This window comes from Pseudomonas sp. LRF_L74, from assembly GCF_965644255.1.
GTDB lineage: Bacteria > Pseudomonadota > Gammaproteobacteria > Pseudomonadales > Pseudomonadaceae > Aquipseudomonas.
The window spans coordinates 199994-226166 of sequence record NZ_CBFFRH010000007.1; the positions used below are offsets into that span (position 1 = coordinate 199994).

Genomic DNA, 26173 nt, shown 5'->3' on the forward strand with positions numbered 1-26173 from the left:
GGCACCCGCTGACAAGCTCGCCCCCCGCCTCTATGATGGCGGCTATACATTCAAGGCACAGACTGACGATGGCCACTCCAGCTTTTTTCTGCCCCCTCACACACGAAGGGGTGCTCGCCGTACGCGGCCCCGACGCCAGCAAATTCCTTCAGGGCCAGGTCACCTGCAACCTCAATTACCTCAACGAAAACACATCCAGCCTGGGTGCCCGCTGTACCCCCAAGGGGCGCATGCTATCCAGCTTTCGCGTATTGACGGTCGAAGGCGGCCTGCTGCTGGCAATGGCCCGAGAACTGGTCGAAAGCCAACTGACCGACCTGAAGAAGTACGCGGTCTTCTCCAAATCCGTGCTGAGCGACGAAAGCGCATCCTGGGCACGCTTCGGCCTGGCCGGGGCAAACGCAGCCCTCGCCGAGCTGGGCCTGGCCCTGCCTGAAGAACCCGGCAGCGTGGTGCGCAACGACATGCTGGTAGCAATCCGGATCGACAGTCAGCGGGCCGAACTCTGGGCCCCTGCCGAACAGGGTGAGGCCCTGGCCGCCCGCCTGGCCGCCCGATTGCCAGAAGCAACGCTCGACCAATGGCTGCTCGGCCAGGTACGCGCCGGTATCGGCCAGGTCTTCGGCGCTACCCGCGAGCTGTTCGTGCCACAGATGATCAATCTGCAGGCCGTAGGCGGCGTAAGCTTCAAGAAAGGCTGCTACACCGGCCAGGAAATCGTCGCGCGCATGCAGTACCTGGGCAAGCTCAAGCGACGCCTCAAGCGCTTGGGCCTGGATGCACAAGCGCCCATGGTCGGAACACAACTGTTCTCCCCGGTCCACGGTTCCAGCGTCGGCGAGGTCGTGCTCGCTGCGCCTGACGGCGAGCGCGCAGAACTGCTGGCCGTCCTTCAGGAGGACGCCGCCGAGGATGGCCGTATTCACGTCGGCAGCCTCGACGGTCCGGCCCTGAAATTGCTAGAGCTTCCTTATACCCTGGATGCCGATCGAGAAATCCAGCGCTGATTCGAGCAGAGTCGGGGTCACCGACCGTCCCAACACTTACAGCAGGACGCCCCAGGCAGCCTGAAAAGATTCAACGATCGAGAACAGACATGAGCAAGCTTGCCGAGAAAGTCCAGTTGGACCTGATCCACGCCATCGAAAACGATGAGCTGGTGCTACCGACCCTTCCCGAGGTGGCACTCAAGGTCCGCGAGGCTGCGGAAGATCCGAACATCAGCCCTCCGGCATTGAGCAAGGTCATCGGCAACGACGCCGCCCTGACCGCGCGCATCATCAAGGTGGTGAACAGCCCACTGCTGCGCACCAGCAAGGAAATCACCGATCTGCAGATGGCCGTGTCGCGCCTCGGTATCAACTACACCTGCAACCTGGCCACTGGCCTGGCGATGGAACAGATGTTCCAGGCGACCTCGGACGTCATCGACCGCAAGATGCGCGAAGTGTGGAACCGCAGTACGGAAGTCGCCGGCATCTGCCATGTCCTGTGCAAAACCTTCACCCGCCTGGCCGCCGACCAGGCGACCCTTGCCGGACTCGTGCATCAAATCGGCGTGCTACCGATCCTGACCTATGCCGAGGAGAACAACGAGCTACTCGCCGACTCCATCAGCCTCAACCACGTGATCGAGCGCATCCACCCACTGATCGGCGAGAAAATCCTGCGCACCTGGGACTTCCCGGAACACATCGCCATCGTCCCCGGCCAGTTCCTCGACTTCAGCCGCGACTCGGCCAAGACCGACTTCGTCGATATCGTTCAGGTTGCGACATTGCAGAGCTACCTGGGCAGCGATCATCCCTATACCCAACTGGACTGGGCGCAGATCCCCTCCTTCGCCAAGCTGGGACTCGACCCGCGTGTCGACGTACAGGAAGACGAAGACCTTTCTGCGGCCATGGAAGCCGCCACCAGCATGCTGCAGTAAGCCTGCGACCAGGGCCTGCCCTGCGCAGGACGGCAGGTCTTTACGGTGAGGGATAACCGATGCGCCAGTCAGTGCTGTTGTACGTTCTGCTGTTCGCCTGCTGCGTTCGGGCAGAAAGTATCCGCCTGACCAACGGCGAGTGGAGTCCTTACCTGGGGCAGAATCTGCCCTATTACGGCGTGGCCTCGCGCATCATCGAGGAAGCCTTCGCCCTCGAAGGGGTACAGGTACAGTGGGACTTCTATCCCTGGGCGCGTGCCCTGCTCACTGCCGAGCGCGGGCAAGCTGCCGGCTCGGCGGTCTGGCTGCGCAATGCCGAGCGTGCCCAGGCCTTCCTGATCAGCGAGCCGGTAATCGACAGCAGCTACTACCTGTTTCACCGCAAGGACCACCCGATCGACTGGCAACGCCTGCAAGACCTGCGGGGCCAGCGCCTGGCCGGAGTCATCGACTACGACTACGGCCAGGCACTACAGCGTGCGGAACACGACGGCAGCCTGTCGCTCCTGCGCATCGGCAGCGAGGAACAGGGGCTGCGCATGCTGCTGGCCGGCAGGATCGATGCCTTTCCGATCGACAAGGTCGTGGCCATGGATCTGCTGTACAACCGCTTCGAAAAAAGCCAACGCAGCCAGTTGACGTTCAGCCCTCGGCCGCTGTCCAGCGACACCCTGCATTTATTGCTGTCTCGTCGGCTATCGACAAACCAAACCTTGCTCGAACGCTTCAACCGGGGCCTGGAACGCCTGCGCAAAACGGGCAAGGTCAGCCGCTATCTACTGGATATCGAGCGGCCACTGAGCCGCACTCCATAGCGCTGAAATCCGACGCGACACGGCATTCTTTAGCGAATATTTCCTGCCGAACGATAAGCCGCTCGACTGTCTTAAGCTTTGCCATCCCTCGATGCCGAGCACAGCCATGTCCAAACGCCTGCGCGTTGCCCTTCTGCTCTTACTCATGACGACAGTTGCCGCCTGCAACCGCCTGGACCTGGGTTATCGCAACCTCGACTGGCTGATTCCCTGGGCGCTCGGTGATTACCTGAGCCTGGATGGCGAGCAGAAATCCTGGTTCAAGCCGCGCCTGCGCGAGCACCTCAAATGGCATTGCACCACTCAGTTGCCAGCGTATTCCGCCTGGCTGCAACGCACGCGCGAGCTGGTAGACAAGCCAAGCGTCACGATGGGCGATTTCAATGCCCAGTTCGACGATTTTCGCCACGCCATCGATGCCCTTGCCATGCAGGTCACACCCACGACCGTCGAACTGCTGCGCGGCCTGAGCGACAAACAGGTCGACGAGTTGCAGGGCAGGTTCGGTGAAGAGCGACAGAAAATGCACAAGGAATACCTGGAACTGGCCCTGGACAAGCAAGTCGATGAACGCTCCGAGCGCATGGAGGAACGACTCAAGCCCTGGTTCGGCAAGCTTTCGGCTGGGCAACGTCAACGTATCGGCCAGTGGTCGGCGAGCCTTGGCGAACAGAACCAGGCCTGGCTGGACAACCGCATCGTCTGGCAACGGCAATTGATCAGCGCCTTGCGTGAACGGAACCAGGACAGCTTCCCATCGCGAATCGCCCAACTCCTGCAGAAACGCCACGAGCTCTGGACGCCTGCCTATCGCCAGCAGTTCGAACGCTCGGAACAGGCTCTGGCCGAACTATTCGCCGACCTGTTCAACAGCGCCGATACCAGGCAACGCGAACACCTCAAGAAAAGCCTGGGCGACCTGCGCGACAACCTGGCCAACCTGAGTTGCCCGAAAGACTAGGTTCTGTTGACGATTCAGCTTGCACGGCTGCATGAACGGACGCTCGGCCAACCAGCGTTGCATGAAACGAGAAATTCGAATGGCCGCCGCAGCCTCAAAGCGGCGGCAGGCTCCAATCGATCGGTGCCAGGCCGCACTGTTCGAGGTACTTGTTAGCGCGACTGAAGTGGCCGTTGCCCAGGAAACCACGGTGGGCCGAGAGCGGCGAGGGATGGGCCGACTTGAGCACCAGATGGCGGGTCGTATCGATCAGGCGCTGCTTGCTCTGTGCGTGAGCGCCCCAGAGCAGGAATACCAGATTGCCCGGGCGGGCATTGACCACCTCGATGACCTTGTCGGTGAACGGCTGCCAGCCTTTGTTGGCATGCGAGCCCGCGTTGGCCTGCTCGACGGTCAGCGAGGTGTTGAGCAATAGCACGCCCTGCTCTGCCCAGCTTTGCAGGCAGCCATGCCTGGGAATATCGATGTTCAGGTCACGCTTGAGCTCCTTGAAGATATTCTGCAAGGATGGCGGGGCCGGCACGCCAGGCTGTACGGAGAAGCACAGGCCATGGGCCTGACCCGGGCCGTGATACGGGTCCTGGCCGATGATCACCACCTTGACCGCGTCCAGCGGTGTGGAATTCAGGGCATTGAAAATCATCGGTCCAGGCGGGAAGATCACCTTGCCAGCCGCCTTCTCTCTACGCAGGAAATCACCCAGGGCCGTCATGTAGGGCGCATCGAACTCATCGCGCAATGCCTGTTTCCAGCCTGGCTCGAGTTTGATGCGATCTTCTACGCTCATACCTGATCATCCCCAACGAAAAACGGCACGCTAAGCAAGCACACCAGGCAAGTCAAGGCTGCACGCCTGATGTCGCACGATAGTGAACCGGAGACTACATCCCATGGAAAGCCAAACCGAAGGCCTGAAGTACAGCCTCTACTTCAACTTTCTCAAGGGCGACGCCAAGGTTCCGCAGATGCCCGAGACGTCGCTACGCCTGCGCAAACTGCTGGCATCTGATCACGCCTCGCTGGAACAGGTCACCCGTTTGCTGCACGGTAATCCGCCACTGGCAGCCTACTTGCTGCAATTCGCCGAAAGCCCTCTGCTGCGGGGTGGACGCCCGGCCAGTAACCTGCAGGACGTCATCTCGCGCCTGGGCATGCAACGCCTGAACAACCTGGTGCTCACCTTCACCCTGCAGCACCTGTTCACCAAACAATCTCCGGTCCTGGTCAAAGTATTCCGCCAGCGCTGGAGCGCCTCGTTGCGCTGTGCCGCCCACGCTGCGTGCCTGGCACAAGCCTTCACCCGGATCGCCCTGGAGGACGCCATGCTTGCCGGCCTGATCCAGGATATCGGCAGCCTGCCCTTGCTGGACGAAATCGAAGACTGGGCAGGCCGGGTGCCCAGTGAAGAGAAACTGCAGGAACTGTGCGACAAGTTGTCTGCCGATACCGGAGTGATCGTCCTGACCACCTGGAAGCTGCCAGCCGAATTGGTCGATTGCGCCCGCCATCGCGACCATTGGCAACGTGAACATCAGCCCCCCGCCGACTTGATCGACCTGGTCCAGGTGGCCCTGCGCCTGAGTGCGCAGGAGCAGGACGATAGCAGCCTCGAGCTGTTGCCGGCATGGCGGCGCCTGCTGGGCGAGCGCGATCCGGTGGCGGTTCGCACGGAACTGGCTGACGGCATCCGACTCTGGTCAAGACTCCTGGGTGTAAAGTCATGAGCACAAGCAGCGGCCTGCTGGCGCTCGCATGGCACGCCGCTGGTCATCAACCCTTTCGCGAGAGCACTTCATGAGCACAGCCCTAGAAGCCTACAAACCCGGCCTGTTCGACCTGACCCACAAGCTGACCGTGGAAATCCACGGCCATACCGCCCTGATCACCATCAACCATCCGCCAGCCAACACCTGGGACCGGGATTCGCTGATCGGCCTGAAACAGGTGGTCGAGCACCTCAACCACGATGACGACATCTATGCCCTGGTGGTGACCGGCCAGGGCGGCAAGTTCTTTTCCGCCGGCGCCGACCTCAAGCTGTTCGCCGATGGAAACCGGGAACATGCCCGCGAGATGGCCCGGCGCTTCGGCGAAGCCTTCGAAACCCTGCGTGACTTCCGTGGCGTATCGATCGCCGCCATCAACGGCTATGCCATGGGCGGCGGCCTCGAGTGCGCCCTGGCCTGCGACCTGCGGATCGCCGAACAGCACGCCATGCTGGCCCTGCCGGAGGCCGCGGTAGGCCTGCTGCCCTGTGCCGGCGGCACCCAGGCACTGCCCTGGTTGGTCGGCGAAGGCTGGGCCAAGCGCATGATCCTCTGCGGCGAGCGCGTCGATGCGCAGACCGCCCTGCGCATCGGCCTGGTCGAACAGGTGGTCGACAGCGGCGAAGCCCGTGGCCATGCGTTGCTGCTCGCGGCCAAGGTCGCCCGCCAGAGCCCGGTCGCCATCCGTGCGATCAAGCCATTGCTGCAAGGTGCCCGCGAGCGCGCCCCGAATACCTGGCTCAGCGAGGAGCGCGAACGCTTCGTCGACCTGTTCGACGCCGAAGACACCCGTGAAGGCGTCAATGCCTTCCTGGAAAAACGCGAAGCCCACTGGCGCAACAAATAATAAGGATACCCATGAACGTGCACTTCGAAGAACGTGCGGGTTTGCACGGTTACCGCATCGGTCTCGCCAGCCTGGATGCGCCAAAGAGCCTCAACGCCCTGTCCCTGCCGATGATCGGCGCCCTGAGCGAACGCCTGCGGGAGTGGGCGGACGATGAGCAGATCGCTTGCGTGGTGCTGCGTGGCAACGGCGAACGAGCCTTTTGCGCGGGCGGTGACGTCGTGCAACTGGTCCATGAGTGCCGCGAGCACCTGGGGGAAGTTCCGCCCCTGGCGCGACGCTTCTTCGCCGCCGAATATCAACTCGACCACCAGCTTCACAGCTTTGCCAAGCCCCTCATCTGCTGGGGCCACGGCCATGTGCTCGGTGGCGGCATGGGCCTGCTGCAAGGCGCCAACATCCGCATCGTCACGCCAAGCAGTCGCCTGGGCATGCCGGAAATAAACATCGGCCTGTATCCGGATGTCGGCGCCAGTTGGTTCCTCAACCGCCTGCCGGGCAAGCTGGGCCTGTTTCTCGGCCTGACCGCCTCATCGATCAATGGCCGTGATGCGCTCGACCTTGGCCTGGCCGATCGCTTCCTGCGAGACGACCAGCAGGATGCCTTGCTGGAAGGCCTGGTCCAGCTCAACTGGCAAGAACAACCGGCCCTGCAACTCAATAGCCTGCTGCGCGCCCTGGCCAGCGATGCCCGCACGAGCCAGCCCGACGCACAATGGCTGCCGCGCCAGGCACGCATCGATGAGCTGCTCGATGTGACCGATGCAGCGTCTGCCTGGCGAGCGCTCAGCGCCTTGCAAAACGACGGTGACAGCTTGCTGGCCAGGGCAGCGCAGACCCTGGCCAATGGCTGCCCGGTCACCGCCAGCCTGGTCTGGCAACAATTGCGCCGAGCACGCTATCTGTCGCTGGCCGATGTCTTGCGCATGGAATACACCATGAGCCTGAACTGCTGCCGCCATCCGGAATTCGCCGAGGGCGTACGCGCGCGCCTGATCGACAAGGACCAACAGCCCCGCTGGCACTGGCCGGACATCGCCCATATCCCGCCAGCAGTGATCGAAGCCCACTTCCAGCCAGCCTGGGAGGGCGACCACCCACTCGCCCTACTATAAGGGCAGGCCGTCATTTCACGTGCCTGGCTTGCCGCTCGTAGCTTGCGGCTGAGTCTGCCTGTACGCCATCCGGCGAGCGCCGTACAATGCCGGCCACCGCTCAAGCAACCGACATAGCGACCCAACATGCGCACCAGTCAGTACCTGCTCTCGACCCTCAAAGAAACGCCCTCGGACGCCGTGGTCATCAGCCACCAGTTGATGCTGCGCGCCGGGATGATCCGCAAGCTGGCATCCGGCCTCTACACCTGGCTGCCACTTGGCCTGCGCGTGCTGCGCAAGGCCGAACGCATCGTGCGCGAAGAAATGGACGCCGCCGGCGCCCTGGAAGTGCTGATGCCGGCCATCCAGCCGGCCGAGCTGTGGCAGGAGTCCGGCCGCTGGGAGCAGTACGGCCCCGAGCTGCTGCGCATCAAGGACCGCCATGGCCGCGACTTCTGCGTCGGCCCGACCCACGAGGAAGTGATCACCGACCTGGCGCGCAACGAGTTGAACAGCTACAAGCAGTTGCCGATCAACATGTACCAGATCCAGACCAAGTTCCGTGACGAGATCCGTCCGCGCTTCGGCCTGATGCGCGGTCGAGAATTCATCATGAAGGACGCCTACTCCTTCCATGCCGACCAGGCCTCGCTGCAGGAAACCTACGACCGCATGCACCAGGCCTACTGCAACGTGTTCAGCCGCCTGGGCCTGAACTTCCGCCCGGTACAGGCCGACACCGGCTCCATCGGCGGCACCGGCTCCCACGAGTTCCACGTGCTGGCCGCCTCCGGTGAAGACGATATCGCCTTCAGCGATACTTCCGACTACGCCGCCAACATCGAGAAGGCCGAAGCCCTGCCGCGCGAGAAGAGCCGCCCGGCCGCGACCGAGGAACTGCGCCTGGTCGATACTCCCGACGCGAAAACCATCGCCGCGCTGGTCGAGGGCTACGGCCTGGCGATCGAAAAGACCATCAAGACCCTGATCGTGCACGCCGCCGAGGAAGGCAAGCTGATCGCCCTGGTGGTACGTGGCGACCACGAACTGAACGAAATCAAGGCGGCCAACCTGGAGCAGGTCGCCAGCCCGCTGACCATGGCCAGCGATGCCGAACTGCGCGCCGCCATCGGCGCCGGCGCCGGCTCCCTCGGTCCGCTGAACCTGCCGCTGCCGATCATCATCGACCGCTCGGTGGAGCTGATGAGCGACTTCGCCATCGGTGCCAACATCGACGACAAGCACTACTTCGGCGTGAACTGGGAACGCGACCTGCCGGTTCCTGCCGTCGCCGACCTGCGCAACGTCGTCGAGGGCGACCCGAGTCCGGATGGCCAGGGCACCCTGGTGATCAAGCGCGGCATCGAAGTCGGCCACATCTTCCAGCTCGGCACCAAGTACAGCGAAGCGCTGAAATGCACCGTGCTGGGCGAGAGCGGCAAGCCGATCACCCTGACCATGGGCTGCTACGGTATCGGCGTTTCCCGCGTAGTCGCCGCCGCCATCGAGCAGAACTGGGACGAGCGCGGCATCATCTGGAGCGACGCCCTGGCGCCATTCCAGGTCGCCCTGGTACCGATGAAGTACGAGAACGAAAGCGTGCGCCAGGCCACCGACGCCCTCTACGCCGAGCTGAGCGCAGCCGGCTACGACGTGCTGCTGGATGACCGTGACAAGAAGACCAGCCCCGGGGTGAAGTTCGCCGACATGGAGTTGATCGGCATTCCGCATCGCCTCGTCATCAGCGAGCGTGGCCTCGCCGAAGGCAATCTGGAATACAAGAGCCGTCGTGAACCCGAGCCGCAGTCCGTGCCGGCCAATGATGTGCTGAACTTCCTCGGAACCCGTATCGGACGCTGATTCACTCATCATGCACACGCCCCACCGTATAGGCGCCGCCCTGCTCGGCGCCCTGCTCCTCTCTGGCTGCGCCAACCACCTGCCTCAGCGCAGCGAGCAGGAGGAACGCATCGAGCGCAAGCTGCTCGATCACAGCCTGCAGATCGATGTGGGCGAGCCCAAGGTGCTGGAACTGCCACAGCGGCGCATCAGGATCAACGAACAGAAGACCTTCGAGGTCACCGAGTTCGAGGTCACCCGCCGCTATGACCGCTATACGCCCTACCAGCCCTGGCGCGAGGTCTACGAAATACCGCTGGGCGCAGTGGCCATCGTTGCCGGGGTCGGGGCCAACATTCTCAACGTGGCAATGCTCGGACGCCTGCCCGATACGGCAACCAAGGACTGGATCAGCTACGGCTTCGCCGGCATCAACCCGGCGATGAACGTCGAATCCAATGGCCGCTCCGAGCAGAACCTGGCAAGCATCGACGAGAAACAGCTCGACAAGCGCACCGAGTACTCCAGCCTGCCCTGGGCCGACCGGCCGGTTACGGTCAAGGCGGGCAACCAGACTCACGAGCTGACGACCGATCGCGGCGGTATCCTGCGCCTGAACCTGCTCGACGATCCGTTCGCCGAGCAGGACCTGCGCCAGGTCGGATCACTGCTGCTGAGCATCGAAGACCCGAGCGACGATACCCGCGCCGATGCGCCATTGCTGGTCAGCCACAACCTGCGCGGCAAGTTGCAGGAAGCCCACCGATTGATCTTCGACGACCTGGAGGACGACGAGGTCTACCAGTGGGTCCATCGGGTCAAGCGCCTGTCGGAACTGGGCCTGGAAGAAGAAGCCAGCGAACTGGAACAGAGCCTGATCGAACTGACCCGCAACGATCCGGAACTGCAGAAGGAGTTCCTCGGCAAGTTGATGAAGGATGCCGGGCGTCTGGCGGCCGATCCAGGCGAAGACCGGGAAGAGTAGCTCCAAGCCACGAGCAAAAGCCTGACTCTTGTTCATCTTGCTTTCACTTGGAGCTCGCCGCTGGCTTATCCCTCCTTGCGCAGTGCCTCCAAGCGCTCCAGCAACCCCGCCGCCGTCTGCTCGCCGACGCGTCGTTCGCGTAGCTTGCCTTTGCCATCGACGATGTAGGTCACGGGCAACACATCGTTATGGGGCAATCCATAGCGTTGCGCCGGATCGCTCGCCAATACGGTGAACGCGATCTTGAAGGTGTCGGCCGCATCGCGCAGCGCCTCGCCCTGCAAACCGTCGAAGTTGACCCCCAGGACTTGTGCGCCACGGCTCTTCAATTGCGCGTTGAGCGCGTTAAGCTCAGGTATCTCGGTGCGGCAGGGTATGCACCATTGAGCCCAATAATTGATGATCAGCCACTGGCCTTCGAATTGCGCTGCCGTTAACGTCTGACCATGTTGATCCATGCCCATGTCGTCGCTGCAGCCACTGACTAGAATTGCGGACAACAGACACGCCATTAACCGGAACCGCACTCCCATGTCCTTTTCCTCGTACGCACAGGGTTGATATGACGCTGGATGCCTCACGTCTCGATGTACCTGACCTTCTTGAAGAGAACAGCGTTCCCCTGGCCGATCTCGGCTGGCTGCTGAGCGAAGCGCGCGCCCAATCGACCGAACAAGGCCAGCAGCAGATGGCGGCGTTGTTGTTCCGCCTCAACCGCAGCGCCATGACCTTACTGGAAAGGCAGCGCGTGCTGCAAAGCTTCAGCGAAGAATACCGGCACTACGCGATGGCCTATCAGGGCCACGAGAAACCCTCGCGGGTCTTCCTGCGCCTGTGCGGCGAACTCGCCATTGGCTTCAAGCACCTGCTGCTACAGATCATGCAGAGCCGCCACCCCTCGCGCCCGCACCTGGCCTGGTGCCTGTACATGGCCGAGCATTTCGTGGTGCAGGCCCTGCTGCGTCATTACCAGCTCTATCAGGAGCCGCCAGCGAATCTCTGGCAAGACAGCCATACCCTGTATCACATCGCCGAACAGCAACAGTGCCTGGACGAACCCATCGCCGCAGCCTTCATCCCCGCCGCCGCCAACACCTTGCGTGGAATCTACCAGCAAGGGCTACTGCTGGCCCTCAGCGATCCGTTCCACCTGGAAGAAGGTGAATGCCTGCTGCTGTTCAGTGCCCTCACTCCTTTGGCGGCGCTTGCACGCCTCACGACCTGGGACGAGGAAGAAGAAAGCGAAGGACCGCTGGTCGACCTGAACAAGGCCCAGGCCTACCTGCTGCCCGAACCCATCACCGAACCCGCCAGCGACCAGTTGCGGCGCCTGGAACTGGGCCCGCTGCTGGTCGCCTTGAGCGACCCTGCGCCCCTGCAGAGCCAGGCCGAACACGAATTGCTCGACCGCATTCAGGTGCACTGGTCCGGGCGCCAGCGGCGCCGGCATTCACGCGCGGACTTCAACGTCACCTGCAACCTCGCGGTCGGCTTGCCGAGTATCCATGCACAACTGCTGGAAAAACGCCCGCCGATCAGCAGCGTGCAAATGCTCGACGCCAGCCCGGGCGGTGCCCGATTACTCTGTCCCGACGACCAGAGCGGGCAATTGCCCGTGGGCCAGTTGGTGCTGGTGCTGACCCATCGCGGCACACCAAGCCTGGCACTGGTCAGGTGGCGCCACTTGAATGCCGACGGCCTGCACCTTGGGCTCCGTTACCTGAAAGGCCTGCCCCGCCCGGCCTGGCTGAGACGCACGCCCAGCGCCCACACACACCCGGCGGTACTGCAAAGTACACCCGCGCCAGGCAGCAACTGGCACCATGGTTTGTGGCTGCCGACCGGGCAATTCGTCGAAGGGGAAAACCTCTGGCTGCAACTGGCCAACGTCAACAACCAGGCTGAACTGCCGCTGCCGGCCAGCAACCTGGAGACGCCTTCGGTGGCACGCTATCCGCTGCGCCTGGCCTGAGATCGTGACCAGGATCACACAAAGTGACGGCCAACCGCACATTTTCTGGGGACAAGGCGCACCTATAATCGATGCCCCCAAAGCAAACACAACGGAGACCGACTATGTCGCAGATCCCCGACTCGCTGATCGGCACGGTGCCTGCTGCCATCGTCGACGCGGCCATGGCGCACCGTGACAGCGGGATCGTCGAGTTCAACGTGGCCACCTGGCTGAGCCTGCCGGGACTGGCCGAGCTGCCCGTGTCACTACTGGTCAGCTACGTCGATGGGCGGCAGCAGCGCGAAATAATGGTCGACCACAGCACGATCAATAGCTATAAAAAAGTGATGCTTTCAGGCATCGCGCGTCTGCCAGTGAAACAGCGCATCGAAGACATGCAGATTCGCCTGCGCTGCGCCGTAACAGTGAAGAACCTGATCGTGGAAGAGCTGTTCGTGCAGCCCGTCGAGCTGCCTGGCGGCCAAGCCAAGCCAGCATTTGCCTGAAAGAATCAGGCGATATCAGCCTCCCTGGGCTGCTCGATCACCGCGGGCTCGGGCTGGGTAACCAGCAGCGACTGCGGCCAACGCGTGAACGTCAGCCCGGTGATGCGATTCAAGCGTTCCAGCGCGCCTTGCAAATCGCGCTCGTGCAGATGGATGACCTTGCGCTCCGTACTACTCATGATGCCTCCCAGCAACGGCTGAACGGTTGCCTCGAGGAATTAGCGAGAAATGTGCCAACCCCGATACAGATCGAGCGTAGCCGGAATCCGAGGAAGAGATCGTGCGCGAGGGAAGATAGAAGCGAACCTTAGCCTCGGCCAGGGTACTCCGAGCCCTCGTTGCCTGAAGCTGGCGGCTGCCAGTGCCAGGAACAAGACAATCCTTCCCAGCCGAAACTGACTTTTTTTGTCACTCCGCTGGGCGCTGCTCACCGCGCAGCCAGGTCGCCAGGCTTTCACCGAACAGCTCGGCCTTTTGTCGATCCAGCACCTTCAGGGCTTCGCGGAAGGCCGGATACCAGGCTTCATCGAGGTCATCCGGCAACTGGTCAGGCCGGGGAATCGGCCAGGGGCAGCGGACCAGCAGGGCATGCAGGCTGAAATGCTCGAGGTCGCGGCACAGCGCCCAGCCGTCGCCACCGCTGACTCGACAGACCAGATGCTCATCCTCGAGGAATTCGAGGATTTCCTCCCACTCATGCTCCTGCAGCAGCCAGCCTTCGCGCTGCACATCGCCATGGCGCAGTGCCTTGCCGCGCTGCTGCCCATCATGGAACAGGCGCAACAGCCCGAACAGCACCAGCACCCTGGGCAAGTTCTTGCGCCGCCACTCGTAGGAAGAAGACAGGTTGCACACCAGCTCGGCGCCGAACAGCACGATCAGCCAGGACACATAGACCCACAACAGGAACAACGGCACTGTGGCGAATGCGCCGTAGATCAACTGATAGCCCGGGAAGAAGCTGACGAAAAGGCGGAACAGCCACTTCGCCACCTCGAACAGCACGGCGGTGAACACCCCGCCCAGCAGCGCATCGCGCAGTGGCACACGGGTGTTCGGCACCGTCGCATAGATCAGGGTGAAGGCCGCCATGCTGGTGAGCAGCGGCGCGAAACGCAGCACCGTGCGCGCCTCGATCACCGCATTGGGACCCGACAGCAGCGACAGCGAAGTGATGTAGGTGCTGGCCGCGAAGCCGGCGCCGAGCAGCAGCGGGCCAAGGCTGAGGATCGCCCAGTACAGCAGGAAGCTGGACACGCCACGACGCGGTTCACGCACGCGCCAGATGGTGTTGAACGCCTTCTCGATGGTCAGCAGCATCATGAACGCGGTCATCGCCAGCAGCACCACCCCGACCCAGGTCAAGCGCCGCGCCTGGGTGATGAAGTCATGCAGGTAGCCCTGCACGGTCGCCCCCGACGAAGCGACGAAGTTGCGGAAGATGAAGCCCTGGATATCCTCGCCCATGCCCTGGAACGCGGGCACCGCGGAGAGGATGACGAAGGTCACGGTCATCATCGGCACGACGGCGAACAACGTGGTGTAGGTCAGACCGGCAGCCGCCTGCATCGCCCGATCGGCGAAAAAACGCCGCAGCAGGAAACGCCAGAAATCCACGGTTTCGACCATGCGTTGCCGCATCATTGCTCCTTAACGCTTGAATGAGACTCGCCATACCGGCACTCAGGCACCAGCGGGCGACCAGGGTTCCGTCGCGGCGAAACGCCACAGCCCCGGTCGCCTGCCGTGGCGAGACGCGTAGAATAGCGCCCACCCTAGGCCTGAGGCGACCTGTCCATGACCGATCTGACGCTCTATCACAACCCGCGCTGCTCGAAATCCCGTGGTGCCCTGGAAATTCTCGAGGCACGCGGCCTGGCGCCGAGCATCGTGCGCTACCTGGAAAGCCCGCCCAGCGCCGCCGAACTGCGCGCCCTGCTTGGCAAGCTCGGTCTCGGCGCCCGCCAGTTGCTGCGTACCGGCGAAGACGAATACCGCGAATTGAACCTGGCCGACAACGGCCTGAGCGACGAACAGTTGATCGACGCCATGAGCAAGCATCCCAAGCTGATCGAGCGCCCCATTCTCGTCGTCGGCGACAAGGCGGTGATCGGCCGGCCGCCAGAGAAAGTGCTGGAGCTGCTGCCATGAGCGCGCCCTACATCCTGGTCCTCTACTACAGCCGCCATGGCGCCACCGCCGAGATGGCCCGGCAGATCGCCCGGGGCGTCGAAAGCGCGGGCGTGGAAGCCCGCCTGCGCACGGTCCCGGGGGTATCGGCGGATTGCGAAACAACTGCGCCGAACGTGCCGGAAGACGGCGCGCCCTACGCCAGCCTTGACGATCTCAAGCATTGCTCGGGCCTGGCCCTGGGCAGCCCGACACGCTTCGGCAACATGGCCGCACCGCTCAAATACTTCCTCGACGGCAGCAGCGGCCTGTGGCTGACCGGCGAACTGGTCGGCAAACCGGCCGGCGTGTTCACGGCGACCTCCAGCCTGCACGGCGGCCAGGAAAGCACCCTGCTGTCGATGATGCTGCCGCTGCTGCATCACGGCATGCTCGTCTGCGGCCTCCCCTACAGCGAAAGCGCCCTGCTGGAAACCCGTGGCGGCGGCACCCCCTATGGCCCCAGCCATCACGCCGGCAGCGATGGCAAGCGGCCGCTCGACGAACACGAGACCAGCCTGTGCCGTGCCCTGGGCAAACGCCTGGCAACCACCGCCGCGCAACTGGAGCGCAAACGTGGCTAGACGCGACAACCCCCTGCCCAGCCCCGACTGGCTGCAACCACGGGTGCGACTGAGCCGCGCCCTGAGCCTGTTCAGCTTTGCCGCCCTGGTCGTGCTGCTGGTGATCTGGAGCCTGGTCGCCGACCTGCATGGCGCACGCGCCTGGGTCATCGCCAGCGTCCAGTTGCTGCCCCTGGCGATCCTCGCTCCCGGACTGATCGCCGCCAGCCCTCGGGCCCACGCCTGGACCTGCTTCGTCGTCAACCTCTACTTCATCCAGGGCGTGCAAGCAGCCTTCGACCCCGCCAACGCAGTGTTCGGCTTTCTCGAGTCGATCATCAGCGCCAGCCTGTTCTGCACGGCCCTGCTGTATACGCGCTGGCGTTTTCAGTACGAGCGGGCAACGTCGGCCAACGCGCAATGACGTGACAGGGCCAGACCCGGCCCTGCTGTCGATGAGCCGGGCGGTCGCCCTCCCCTCGCCGGCCAGCCCAGGCCAGCGCCCATAAGCAAAAGGGATACCTGCTTAAAGATTTCCCAGAGGCATGCCCAGGCATCGCGGGCTTACAGTCGCCCCACGCCATGCAATGGCGAGGGTGGTTCCCTGTGGGCATCGGCTTTTCGACGCCCGCGGAACTTCACCACGACAAGAACAAAAGGTGAACGAACATGCTCAACAAACCTGTCGACGTCAAAGACTGGATCGACAATCGTCCGGTCTCGGCCTATCAATGGCTGATCCTTGCCCTGTGTTTCCTGATCGTCCTGTTCGATGGCTTCGACGTCGCGGTGATGGGCTTCATCGCCCCATCGCTGATGCAGGAATGGGGCTTGTCCCGCGCGGCCTTCGGCCCGGTGATGAGTGCCGGCATGGTCGGCCTGGCCATCGGCGCGCTGACCGCCGGCCCCTATGCCGACCGTATCGGTCGCAAGCGCGTACTGTTGATCGCCGTCACCTGCTTCAGCCTGCTCACCGTAGCCTGTGCCTTCGCGCGGAACCCCATCGAGCTGGCGGTGCTGCGCCTGTTGACCGGCGTTGCCCTGGGCGCGGCACTGCCCAACACCACCACGCTGCTGTCCGAGTACCTGCCCGAGCGCAGCCGCTCGTTCCTGATCACCGTGATGTTCACCGGTTTCAACCTGGGCTCCGGCCTCGGCGGTTTTCTGGCCGCCTGGCTGATCCCTAACCATGGCTGGCACGCGGTATTGCTGGCCGGCGGTATCCTGCCGCTGATCCTGCTGCCATTGCTGTGGCTGCTCCTGCCCGAGTCGGCCCGCTTCCTTGCCGCTCGCCAGGCACCCTCGCAGCGGATCGCCGCCGCCCTGGGCAAACTCGGCGGCCGTTTCGCCGAGGGCACCCGCTTTACCGTCAGCGAGCCGCCCCTGCAGCACAAGGCGCCGGTGCGCATGCTGTTCATCGAGCGTTATCGCCTCGGCACCCTGGCGCTGTGGACCACCTATTTCATGGGCCTGGTGGTGATCTACCTGACCATGGGCTGGCTGCCGACCCTGCTGCGCGATGCGGGCCTGTCCATCGAGCGCGCCGCCACCATCACCGGGCTGTTCCAGATCGGCGGTACCGTGGGCGCCCTCGTCGTGGGCTGGATCATGGACAGGCAAAACCCCAACCGGGTGATCGCCATCGCCTACGCCTTCGGCGGCGTGTGCATCCTGTCGCTGGGCAGCATGGGCCTGGAGTCCAGCCTGCTGGCGGTGGGCGTGGCCCTTGCCGGGTTCTGCATGAGCGGGGCGCAGACCGGCCTGAATGCCTTCGCCCCTGGTTACTATCCGACCGAATTCCGCGCCACCGGCGTGAGCTGGATGCTCGGTATCGGGCGTTTCGGCGGCATCTTCGGTTCACTCATCGGCGGCGCGATCCTCGGCTTCGGTTTTGGCGTACCCGTCCTGTTCACCGTCCTCGGCCTGCCGGCATTCGTCGCGGCGCTGGCGATCCTGGCCAACGGCCACGCCCGCCGTCGCGCCGCACAAACCCTGGTCGCGCAATAACCTGAATCCAAGGAGTTCGCATGGCACGCATCATTGGTGGCCTCGCCGTTTCACATACACCGACCATCGGTTTCGCGGTCGACCACGACAAGCAGGAAGAAGCCGCCTGGGCGCCGATCTTCAAGAGTTTCGAGCCGATCCGCGCCTGGCTCGAAGAACGTCAGCCCGACGTGCTGTTCTACATTTTCAACGACCACATCACCTCGTTCTTCTTCGACCACTACGGCGCCTTCAGCCTTGGCGTGGACGAGCGCTACGAGGTCGCCGACGAAGGTGGCGAGCCGCGCCAGTTGCCAGCGATCGGCGGACACGCGGCGCTGTCGCGGCATATCGGTGAAAGCCTGATGGCCGATGAGTTCGACATGAGCTTCTTCCGCGACAAGCCGCTGGATCATGGTTTCTTCTCGCCGATGTCGGCGCTGCTGCCTTACGCAAACGGCTGGCCATTGCAGATCGTGCCGCTGCAGATCGGCGTGCTGCAGTTCCCGATCCCTACCGCACGCCGTTGCTACAAGCTGGGCCAGGCGCTGCGCCGGGCCATCGAGAGCTACCCGGAAGACCTCAAGGTCGCCATCGTCGCCACCGGCGGCGTGTCGCACCAGGTCCACGGCGAGCGTTGCGGCTTCAACAACCCGGAGTGGGACGCTCAGTTCCTCGACCTGCTGGTCAACGACCCCGAGCGCCTGACCGGGATGACCCAGGCCGAATACGCCACCCTCGGCGGCATGGAGGGTGCCGAGGTGATCATGTGGCTGATCATGCGCGGCGCCCTCTCCGCCCAGGTGAACAAGCTGCACCAGGATTACTACCTGCCCTCGATGACCGGTATCGCCACGCTGATTCTGGAAAACCAGGATCGCCCGGTGCCGGCGCCGGTCCACGAACGCCATCGCCAGCACATGCGCCAGCAACTGGCCGGCGCCGAACACCTGCAAGGCACTTACCCCTACACCCTGGAGCGCAGCGCCAAGGGCTACCGGATCAACAAGTTCCTGCACCGGATGATCGAGCCGCAGTGGCGCCTGCGCTTTCTCGAAGAGCCGGAGGCGCTGTTCGAGGAGGCCGCGCTCAACGAGGAAGAACGCGACCTGCTACGCCGCCGCGATTGGCGCGGGCTGATCCACTACGGGGCGATCTTCTTCGTCCTGGAGAAACTCGCCGCGGTGGTCGGCACGTCCAACCTGAACATCTACGCCGCCATGCGTGGCCAGAGCCTGGAGGACTTCATGAAGACGCGTAACCAGCAGGTGACCTACTCGGTGGCCGGCAAACGCTGAAAGACTGGCTTATTCGAAGTTCGCCTGCTCGCTGATGACCTCACGAACACAGGTCATCAATGCCGCCGCGACAGGCGAATGCAGACAGCCATTGCGATAAGTCATGCCGATGGGGCGGGTCGTGTCGTTCAGTTGCAACGGCAACGCACACAACTCGCCCGAGTCGATCTCGTACTCCAGTTGGTGCGTGGAGACAGCGGCCAGCATATCCGACTCCAGCAGCAGCCCACGGATGATCGCCAGGTCGCCACTTTCCACCACCGGCCAGGGCGCGGCCATGCCGGACGCTTCGAAGCGCGCATCCAGCAAGTGGCGCGCCGGCGAGCCGGCGCGCGGCAGCACCCAGCGCGCCCGTTCCAGGTCGGCCAGCATCACCTCGCGCTGCAACAAGGGGTGGCCCTTGCGCGCCAGCAGCAACATTTCCTCGGTGAGCAGCGCCTCGCCAGTCAGGTCACTGGCGTAGTCGGCCGAGCGCACGGCGCCAAAGACGAAATCCACATCCCCCGCCCGCAACTCGGTGGCCAGCAGGTCGAACGGGCTTTCATTGGTGATCACTCTGACGCCTGGATGCATACGGGTCAGCCGCACGATGGCTTCAGGCAGGATGCGCGTCCGTCCCAGCGGTAATGCACCGACGTGCACCACCCCACTGAGACTGCCGCGCATGGCGCTGAGATCGCTGTGGATATGGCGCAACTCGTTCAGCGCGCGGCGGATCGGGAAGACGATCTCGTGGCTGGCCCGGGTCGGCTGCAGGCCACGCGGCGTACGCTCGAACAATGACACGCCACAGCCCCCTTCCAGCACCTTGAGCGCCGAACTGACGGCCGGCTGGCTGAGGCCGAAGTGGCTGGCCACGGTCTGCATGTGGCGGGTCTCGCAGAGCTTGACGAAAATCTCCAGGCGGCGTGCCTGGAACAGGTACAGCGGCTCGACTGGCGCGGCGCCGAGCAGGCGCGGAACCTCATCCAGCTCGGCCAGCACGCGGCGCGCGCGCGGCAGTACACAGTTGCCGTATTCGGTCAGGCGCATGCCATTGGCGTGGCGTTCGAACAGCAGCGCATCCAGCCAGATCTCCAATTCGGAAATGGCCCGGGTGACCACCGACTGGGCCCGGAACAGCGCCTCGCTGGCCCGCGACACGCTGCCGAGGTCGGCCACCCGCACGAACGCGCGGACCTGCATCAGGCTGGGTAGCGCTTCGCGCTCCATTCTTCGGCTCCCGCCACATAAGTTTCGGCCATGGTAGCGCCACAGCCCCGGAACGCGGGACTATGCGCCGCAACAACGCACACCTCAATAAATAAAACGCATACCCGTACAAGGTGAATGCATTAGTCCGCCCCGGCCCCCGATGACATCCTGCCGTCATCCCCCGCAGGAGCTACCGAACATGCAATCACTGGAAAAATCCGCCCTGGTGGTCAGTGCCCACTCCGCCGACTTCGTCTGGCGCGCCGGTGGCGCCATCGCCCAGCACGCCGCCCAGGGCTATGCCGTGCACATCGTCTGCCTGTCCTTTGGCGAGCGTGGTGAATCGGCCAAACTGTGGCGCAAGGGCGAGATGAGCGAAGCCAAGGTCAAGGCCGCGCGCCGTGAGGAAGCCCAGGCGGCTGCCGACATTCTGGGCGCCAGTGTCGAGTTCTTCGATATCGGCGACTACCCGATGCGCGCCGACACCGATGTGCTGTTCCGCCTCGCCGACGTCTACCGCCGCGTGCAGCCCGAGTTCGTCCTCACCCACTCGCTGAAAGACCCGTACAACTACGACCACCCGCTGGCCACCAACCTGGCCCAGGAAGCGCGCATCATCGCCCAGGCCGAAGGCTACAAACCTGGCGAGAAAATCATCGGTGCACCGCCGGTGTATTGCTTCGAACCGCACCAGCCCGAGCAGTGCGAATGGCGCCCGGACACCTTCCTCGACATCACCGAGGTCTGGGACAAGAAATACGCCGCCATCCAGTGCATGGCCGGCCAGGAACACCTGTGGGAGTACTACACCCGCGTCGCCCTGCAACGCGGCGTGCAGGCCAAGCGCAACGTCGGCATCGCCAGCACCCGCAACATCGTCTACGCGGAAGGCTTCCAGAGCATCTTCCCACGCGTCACGGAGAACCTGGCATGAGCGCCCTGATCGGCAAGACCGGCATCGTCGTGCGCAACATCCCCCGTGCGCAGCAGGCAATCATCGACGCCCTCGGCCGCCTCGGCGTGGCCACGGTGCACGAAGCACAAGGTCGCAAAGGCCTGTTGCACAGCGCTATTCGTCCGATCCAGCAAGGCACGAGCCTGGCCGGCACGGCAGTGACCGTGCTGGTCGCACCAGGGGACAACTGGATGTTCCACGTCGCCGTCGAGCAATGCCGCCCCGGCGACCTGCTGGTCGTCGCACCCAGTTCGCCGTGCACCGACGGTTACTTCGGCGACCTGCTCGCCACCTCGCTGAAGGCGCGCGGCGTGCGCGCCCTGGTGATCGAGGCCGGCATCCGCGACAGCCATACCTTGCGCGAGATGGGCTTCCCGGTCTGGTCGAAGGCGATCAGCGCCCAGGGCACGGTCAAGGAGACCCTCGGCTCGGTGAACCTGCCACTGGTGTGTGGCGGGCAACTGGTCAATCCGGGCGACATCGTGATCGCCGACGACGATGGCGTGGTCGTGGTCCGCCACGACGAAGCCGAGCAGGTGCTGCAAGCCGCCAGCAAACGCGCCGACCTCGAAGAGCAGAAACGCCTGCGCCTGGCCGCCGGCGAGCTGGGCCTGGACATCTACGCCATGCGCCCGCGCCTCGCCGAGAAGGGCTTGCGCTACGTCGACAGCCTCATTGATCTGGACGACTGAGCGATGAGCCAGACCCGCATTCCCTGCCTGCTGATGCGCGGCGGCACATCCAAGGGCGCCTATTTCCTCGCCGACGATCTGCCGAGCGATCCGGCGCTGCGCGACCAGGTGCTGCTGGCGGTGATGGGTTCGCCGGACACGCGCCAGATCGATGGCATCGGCGGCGCCGATTCGCTGACCAGCAAGGTGGCGATCGTCCGCCGCTCGACACGCGACGACGCCGATGTCGATTACCTGTTCGCCCAGGTGCTGGTCGAGGAAGCGCGGGTCGACTATGGCCAGAATTGCGGCAACATCCTCGCCGCTGTCGGCCCCTTCGCCATCGAGCGCGGGCTGCTGCCAGCCGGCGATGCCCAGACCTGGGTGCGCATCTTCATGGAAAACAGCGGGCAGGTCGCCACCGCCCAGGTCGCCACCCCCGGCGGCGTGGTCGAGTACGCCGGCGACACCGTCATCGACGGCGTGCCCGGCGGCGCCGCGCCGCTGGTCGTGGAGTTCGCCGATATCGCCGGTTCCAGTTGCGGTGCGCTGCTGCCGACCGGCCATGTCCGTGATCGTTTCGATGGCATCGAGGTCACCTGTATCGACAACGGCATGCCGGTGATCCTGCTGCGCGCCGAAGACCTGGGGCGCAGCGGCTACGAAAGCCGCGAGGAACTGGAGGCCGACGCAGAACTGAAGGCCAGGCTGGAATCCATTCGCCTGCAGGCCGGGCCGCGCATGAACCTTGGCGACGTCAGCCAGCGCAACGTGCCGAAGATGTGCCTGGTCTCGACGCCACGCCATGGTGGCGCGCTGAATACCCGCTCGTTCATCCCGCATCACTGCCACGCCTCCATCGGCGTGTTCGGCGCGGTCAGCGCGGCGACGGCCTGCCTGGTCGCCGACTCGGTGGTGCAAGCCGTGGCCAGTCCGGGCGAGGGCGAATATCGCCGCCTCTCGATCGAACACCCCAGTGGCGAGTTCAGCGTAGCGTTTCGCCTGCATGGCGAGCAGATCGTCGGTTGCGGGCTGGTGCGCACGGCGCGGCTGCTGTTCGACGGCCAGGTGTGCATCCCACGCAAGGTGTGGACCGGTCGGCGCTAGGCCGGCCCCTGGCCGCTTGCCGGGCGCTAGCCAGTACCGAAGCCCCGGGCGCTCGACAACGGCTTCGCTGCGAGCCTCTGGCGCCCTCGCCTCCCAGGCGCCCCCAGCGCCCAGCCGCTCACTGGCAATCAGGCAAGCGCTGTATGCACCGGCGCAATAAAAATCCCTGAAACGCAGGTGTACACTGCGCCCATGCGATGCTGCAATGCTTGGCTCAGCGCTGCCACACTTACGCAATCTCCAGACGGCGACCCACCATGATCGAAGTAACCGAATGCTCCATTGCCGAATTGCGCGATGCGCTCGTATCCGGAAAGGCCACGGCCGTGCAACTGGTCGAAGCCTATCTCGCCCGGATCGACGCCTATGATGGCCCCGATACCGACACCGCGCTCAACGCCGTGGTCGTACGCAATCCGGATGCCTTGAAGGAAGCGGCAGACGCGGATGCCCGCCGCGCCCGTGGCGAGACCCTGGGGCCGCTCGATGGCATCCCTTATACGGCCAAGGACAGTTACCTGGTAAAAGGCCTGACCGCTGCCTCGGGAAGCCCGGCGTTCAAGGAACTGGTCGCCCATCGCGACGCCTTCACCATCGAGCGTCTGCGTGCTGCGGGCGCCATCTGCCTGGGCAAGACCAACATGCCGCCGATGGCTAACGGCGGCATGCAACGCGGTGTCTATGGCCGCGCGGAAAGCCCGTACAACGCCGCTTACCTGACCGCCCCTTTCGCCTCCGGCTCGTCCAACGGCGCCGGTACGGCCACGGCAGCCAGCTTTTGCGCCTTCGGCCTGGCCGAGGAAACCTGGTCCAGCGGGCGTGGCCCGGCCTCCAACAACGGCCTGTGTGCCTATACCCCGTCGCGCGGCGTGATTTCCGTGCGCGGCAACTGGCCGCTGACACCGACCATGGACGTGGTGGTGCCCTATGCCCGGACCATGGCCGACCTGCTGGAAGTGCTCGACGTGGTGGTCGCCGATGACCCGGACAAGTCCGGCGACCTCTGGCGCCTGCAGCCCTGGGTGGCGATCCCGAGCGCCTCGTCGGTGCGCCCGGCCTCCTACCTCGAACTGGCCGTCGACGCATCGGCCCTCTCGGGCAAGCGCTTCGGCGTGCCCCGCATGTTCATCAACCAGGACAGCGCGGCCGGAACCAGCGAGAAGCCCGGGATCGGCGGCCCGACCGGGCAGCGTATCGACACCCGCGCCTCGGTCATCGCCCTCTGGGAGGATGCCCGCCATGCCCTGGAGGCCGCTGGTGCGACGGTGGTCGAAGTGGATTTCCCGCTGGTTTCCAACTGCGAGGGCGACCGCCCCGGTGCGCCAACCGTATTCAACCGTGGGCTGGTCTCCCGGGAGTTCCTGCATGACGAACTCTGGGAACTGTCGGCCTGGGGGTTCGACGACTTCCTGCGGGTCAACGGCGATCCCAGGCTGAATCGCCTGGCCGACGTCGATGGCCCACGGATATTCCCCCACGACCCCGGCACCCTGCCCAACCGCGAGGACGACCTGGCCGCTGGCATGGACGAATACGTGCGCATGGCCCAGCGCGGCATCAAGACCTGGGACCAGATCGCGACCCTGCCGGACGGCCTGCGCGGCCTGGAACAGACCCGCAAGATCGACCTCGAGGACTGGCTGCAGGAACATGGCCTGGACGCGGTGCTCTTCCCCACCGTGGCCGACGTTGGCCCGGCGGATGCGGACGTCAACCCGGCTTCCGCCGACATCGCCTGGAGCAACGGCATCTGGGTCGCCAACGGCAACCTGGCGATCCGTCACCTCGGCGTGCCGACGGTGACCGTCCCCATGGGCATCATGGAGGACATCGGCATGCCGGTCGGCCTGACCTTCGCTGGCCGCGCCTATGACGACTCGGCGCTGCTGCGTTTCGCCGCCGCCTATGAATCGACTGGCTCCAGGCGCGTCATCCCGCCGCGCACGCCGCCGCTGAAGCGCGCTTGAGCGGCGAACGCACCGCGCATCAGCGCTTGCTGATCACCGACAGGGTGTTGCCATGGAAGAACGCCGGCGTGCGCCAGCGGGCGAACAGCATCAGCACCAGGCCGAGCAGCAGGATCACCACGGCGATGATGAACACCAGGCCGATGCCGCCGATGTGCGAGCCGCTGCCGAACGCCGGGGACATACTGTCGATGACGGTTCGCCAGAAGATCACCGAGAGCATCGTCGCGCCCAGCAGCGGGCACAGGCCACGCATGAAGAAATGCCGCAGGCTGTCGAACAGGCTGTGGCGGAAATACCAGACGCAGGCGAAGGCCGTCAGCGAGTAGTAGAAGCAAATCATCATGCCCAGGGCCGTGATGGTGTCGGCCAGCACATTGTCGCTCAGGGTACGCATGGTCACGTAGAACGCGCCGGTGGCGATGCCGGCGGCGACAGTGGCGTAGCGTGGCGTGCGCGAACGTGGGCAGATGCTGGCGAAGCGCTGCGAGACCGCGCCGTAGTAGCCCATGGCGAGCAAGGTGCGCGCCGGCGAAATGAAGGTCGATTGCAGCGATGCGGCCGTGCTGGCCAATACGGCGATGGACATCAGGATCGCCAGCGGGCCCATCACCGGACCGGCCAGGTGGGCGAAGACGTTCTCCTGGATCTCGGGATTGCCCAGGCCCAGGCCGTCTTCGCCAATGCCGGCAAACTGCAGGGTGGCGGCCGCGGTGAACAGATACAGCGCGAGGATCACCAGCACCGTCAGGGTCGCCGCGCGTCCGGGCACCTTCTCGCTGCCGACCGACTCCTCGCTCACGGTCAGGCACAGGTCCCAGCCCCAGAAAATGAAGATCGACAGCGACAGCCCGGCGGCGAAGGCCGAGAACGAATCGATGTTGAACGGGTTGAACCACTCGGGATGGAACACGACCGGAGCCGACTCCGGCGCGGCATTGAACGCGGCGATGGAAAAACCGATCAGCACCGCCAACTGCAACGCGACCAGGCCATACTGCACGCCCATGGTCATGCCGATGCCACGGCAACTGATCCACACCGCCAGGGCGATGAAGGCGCAACAGGTGACGATGTTCAGCAGAAGGTTGTGGCGCAGATCGGCCAGCTCGCTCCAGCCGGTGAGCTGGGAAAGGAACAGATAGAAGAAATCCACCGCCACGCCGGCCAGGTTGGAAAGAACGATGGTGGTGGCGGTCACCAGCCCCCAGCCGCCGATCCAGCCGATCATCGGCCCGAAGGCCCGTGCCGACCAGGTGAACGATGTGCCGCTGTCGGGCTCGGCCGCATTCAGCTCGCGGTAGCCCAGGGCAACCAGCAGCATCGGCAGGAAGCCGACGATGAACACAGCGGGAAGGTAGACGCCCACTTCGCGCACCGTGGGCCCTAGCGCCCCGGTCAGGGTGTAGACCGGGGCGATGGTGGAAATCCCCAGCACCACGCAGGCGAACAGGCCGACCTTGCCCTGCGCCAGGCCCTTGGCGGAATGCGTGTCGGCCGCAGCGGCCGACTCCTTGCTCTGGCCGGCCCCGGCCAACCCGCTGTATTCACTCATAAGCC

General features: G+C 64.3%; 26 protein-coding genes. 20 read left to right on the forward strand and 6 right to left on the reverse strand.

The genetic code is table 11. From position 1 onward, the window contains the following. Positions 1 to 68 precede the first annotated feature (68 nt). The 4 genes from ygfZ (at position 69) to ACSZPK_RS18935 (ending at position 3709) form a co-directional block, all read left to right on the forward strand. Positions 69 to 1007: a CAF17-like 4Fe-4S cluster assembly/insertion protein YgfZ gene (gene ygfZ / locus ACSZPK_RS18920; protein WP_437883070.1), complete on the forward strand. Its 939-nt coding sequence runs from the start codon at positions 69 to 71 to the stop codon at positions 1005 to 1007. An 89-nt stretch (positions 1008 to 1096) separates the two neighbouring features. Continuing rightward, positions 1097 to 1933: an HDOD domain-containing protein gene (locus ACSZPK_RS18925; protein ID WP_437883071.1), complete on the forward strand. Its 837-nt coding sequence runs from the start codon at positions 1097 to 1099 to the stop codon at positions 1931 to 1933. Between the two features lie 59 nt (positions 1934 to 1992). Further along, positions 1993 to 2748 carry a substrate-binding periplasmic protein gene (locus tag ACSZPK_RS18930; protein ID WP_437883072.1) on the forward strand — a complete coding sequence of 252 codons (756 nt, stop codon included), beginning with the start codon at positions 1993 to 1995 and terminating at the stop codon, positions 2746 to 2748. Positions 2749 to 2854: 106 nt separating this feature from the next. Next, positions 2855 to 3709 (forward strand): DUF6279 family lipoprotein, encoded by an 855-nt coding sequence (locus ACSZPK_RS18935; protein WP_437883073.1) that lies wholly within the window; start codon positions 2855 to 2857, stop codon positions 3707 to 3709. Positions 3710 to 3803: 94 nt separating this feature from the next. Here the strand turns inward: ACSZPK_RS18935 and ung are convergent, their stop codons facing one another. Beyond that, positions 3804 to 4496 (reverse strand): uracil-DNA glycosylase, encoded by a 693-nt coding sequence (gene ung, locus ACSZPK_RS18940; protein WP_437883074.1) that lies wholly within the window; start codon positions 4494 to 4496, stop codon positions 3804 to 3806. A gap of 103 nt (positions 4497 to 4599) precedes the next feature. Between ung and ACSZPK_RS18945 the strand changes: the two genes are divergently transcribed. From ACSZPK_RS18945 to ACSZPK_RS18965, 5 genes are all read left to right on the forward strand, one after another. Next, positions 4600 to 5433: an HDOD domain-containing protein gene (locus ACSZPK_RS18945; protein WP_437883075.1), complete on the forward strand. Its 834-nt coding sequence runs from the start codon at positions 4600 to 4602 to the stop codon at positions 5431 to 5433. 70 nt (positions 5434 to 5503) lie between these two features. After that, positions 5504 to 6322 carry an enoyl-CoA hydratase gene (locus ACSZPK_RS18950; RefSeq protein WP_437883076.1) on the forward strand — a complete coding sequence of 273 codons (819 nt, stop codon included), beginning with the start codon at positions 5504 to 5506 and terminating at the stop codon, positions 6320 to 6322. A gap of 11 nt (positions 6323 to 6333) precedes the next feature. Beyond that, positions 6334 to 7437 (forward strand): enoyl-CoA hydratase/isomerase family protein, encoded by a 1104-nt coding sequence (locus tag ACSZPK_RS18955; RefSeq protein ID WP_437883077.1) that lies wholly within the window; start codon positions 6334 to 6336, stop codon positions 7435 to 7437. 126 nt (positions 7438 to 7563) lie between these two features. Further along, positions 7564 to 9279 (forward strand): proline--tRNA ligase, encoded by a 1716-nt coding sequence (locus tag ACSZPK_RS18960; RefSeq protein WP_437883078.1) that lies wholly within the window; start codon positions 7564 to 7566, stop codon positions 9277 to 9279. A 10-nt stretch (positions 9280 to 9289) separates the two neighbouring features. After that, a complete protein-coding gene (locus ACSZPK_RS18965) occupies positions 9290 to 10243 on the forward strand; it encodes a hypothetical protein (protein WP_437883079.1) in 954 nt (317 codons plus the stop codon). 65 nt (positions 10244 to 10308) lie between these two features. Here the strand turns inward: ACSZPK_RS18965 and ACSZPK_RS18970 are convergent, their stop codons facing one another. After that, on the reverse strand, positions 10309 to 10776 hold the full coding sequence (locus ACSZPK_RS18970) for a TlpA disulfide reductase family protein (protein ID WP_437883080.1): 468 nt from the start codon (positions 10774 to 10776) through the stop codon (positions 10309 to 10311). A 29-nt stretch (positions 10777 to 10805) separates the two neighbouring features. On the opposite strand from ACSZPK_RS18970, the gene ACSZPK_RS18975 reads away from it, so the two are divergent. Continuing rightward, positions 10806 to 12215 carry a PilZ domain-containing protein gene (locus ACSZPK_RS18975; protein WP_437883081.1) on the forward strand — a complete coding sequence of 470 codons (1410 nt, stop codon included), beginning with the start codon at positions 10806 to 10808 and terminating at the stop codon, positions 12213 to 12215. 104 nt (positions 12216 to 12319) lie between these two features. Then, positions 12320 to 12703, forward strand: coding sequence for a hypothetical protein (locus tag ACSZPK_RS18980; protein WP_437883082.1), 384 nt, complete (start codon positions 12320 to 12322; stop codon positions 12701 to 12703). A 5-nt stretch (positions 12704 to 12708) separates the two neighbouring features. On the opposite strand, the gene ACSZPK_RS18985 is transcribed toward ACSZPK_RS18980, so the two are convergent. Further along, positions 12709 to 12882 (reverse strand): hypothetical protein, encoded by a 174-nt coding sequence (locus ACSZPK_RS18985; RefSeq protein WP_437883083.1) that lies wholly within the window; start codon positions 12880 to 12882, stop codon positions 12709 to 12711. A gap of 229 nt (positions 12883 to 13111) precedes the next feature. Beyond that, entirely contained in the window at positions 13112 to 14344 is a 1233-nt protein-coding gene (locus ACSZPK_RS18990) for a YihY family inner membrane protein (protein ID WP_437883084.1), read from the reverse strand. Positions 14345 to 14500: 156 nt separating this feature from the next. Between ACSZPK_RS18990 and arsC the strand changes: the two genes are divergently transcribed. The 5 genes from arsC (at position 14501) to ACSZPK_RS19015 (ending at position 18719) form a co-directional block, all read left to right on the forward strand. Beyond that, positions 14501 to 14854 (forward strand): arsenate reductase (glutaredoxin), encoded by a 354-nt coding sequence (gene arsC / locus ACSZPK_RS18995; RefSeq protein WP_437883085.1) that lies wholly within the window; start codon positions 14501 to 14503, stop codon positions 14852 to 14854. Then, positions 14851 to 15456, forward strand: a complete 606-nt coding sequence (gene wrbA / locus ACSZPK_RS19000; protein WP_437883086.1) for an NAD(P)H:quinone oxidoreductase — start codon at positions 14851 to 14853, stop codon at positions 15454 to 15456. Before arsC ends, wrbA begins: the two co-directional genes overlap by 4 nt. Then, the gene (locus tag ACSZPK_RS19005) at positions 15449 to 15859 is read left to right on the forward strand and encodes a DUF2069 domain-containing protein (protein WP_437883087.1); all 411 of its coding nucleotides are present in this window, start codon (positions 15449 to 15451) and stop codon (positions 15857 to 15859) included. Before wrbA ends, ACSZPK_RS19005 begins: the two co-directional genes overlap by 8 nt. A 245-nt stretch (positions 15860 to 16104) precedes the next feature. Next, positions 16105 to 17442: an MFS transporter gene (locus ACSZPK_RS19010; RefSeq protein ID WP_437883088.1), complete on the forward strand. Its 1338-nt coding sequence runs from the start codon at positions 16105 to 16107 to the stop codon at positions 17440 to 17442. 20 nt (positions 17443 to 17462) lie between these two features. Continuing rightward, complete coding sequence (locus ACSZPK_RS19015; protein WP_437883089.1) at positions 17463 to 18719, forward strand: gallate dioxygenase; 1257 nt, start codon at positions 17463 to 17465, stop codon at positions 18717 to 18719. Positions 18720 to 18728: 9 nt separating this feature from the next. Here the strand turns inward: ACSZPK_RS19015 and ACSZPK_RS19020 are convergent, their stop codons facing one another. Next, positions 18729 to 19931 (reverse strand): LysR family transcriptional regulator, encoded by a 1203-nt coding sequence (locus ACSZPK_RS19020; protein WP_437883090.1) that lies wholly within the window; start codon positions 19929 to 19931, stop codon positions 18729 to 18731. Between the two features lie 142 nt (positions 19932 to 20073). On the opposite strand from ACSZPK_RS19020, the gene galB reads away from it, so the two are divergent. The 4 genes from galB to ACSZPK_RS19040 all read left to right on the forward strand — a co-directional run bounded on the left by galB (position 20074) and on the right by ACSZPK_RS19040 (position 24613). Next, entirely contained in the window at positions 20074 to 20847 is a 774-nt protein-coding gene (gene galB / locus ACSZPK_RS19025; RefSeq protein WP_437883091.1) for a 4-oxalmesaconate hydratase, read from the forward strand. Beyond that, positions 20844 to 21560 (forward strand): 4-carboxy-4-hydroxy-2-oxoadipate aldolase/oxaloacetate decarboxylase, encoded by a 717-nt coding sequence (locus ACSZPK_RS19030; RefSeq protein WP_437883092.1) that lies wholly within the window; start codon positions 20844 to 20846, stop codon positions 21558 to 21560. The genes galB and ACSZPK_RS19030 overlap by 4 nt, the downstream gene beginning before the upstream one ends. A 3-nt stretch (positions 21561 to 21563) precedes the next feature. Beyond that, positions 21564 to 22646: a 4-oxalomesaconate tautomerase gene (locus ACSZPK_RS19035; protein WP_437883093.1), complete on the forward strand. Its 1083-nt coding sequence runs from the start codon at positions 21564 to 21566 to the stop codon at positions 22644 to 22646. 257 nt (positions 22647 to 22903) lie between these two features. Then, positions 22904 to 24613, forward strand: coding sequence for an amidase (locus ACSZPK_RS19040; RefSeq protein WP_437883094.1), 1710 nt, complete (start codon positions 22904 to 22906; stop codon positions 24611 to 24613). Between the two features lie 19 nt (positions 24614 to 24632). Here ACSZPK_RS19040 and ACSZPK_RS19045 read toward each other — a convergent pair whose 3' ends face one another. Beyond that, positions 24633 to 26168 carry an APC family permease gene (locus tag ACSZPK_RS19045; protein WP_437883095.1) on the reverse strand — a complete coding sequence of 512 codons (1536 nt, stop codon included), beginning with the start codon at positions 26166 to 26168 and terminating at the stop codon, positions 24633 to 24635. Positions 26169 to 26173: the final 5 nt, after the last annotated feature.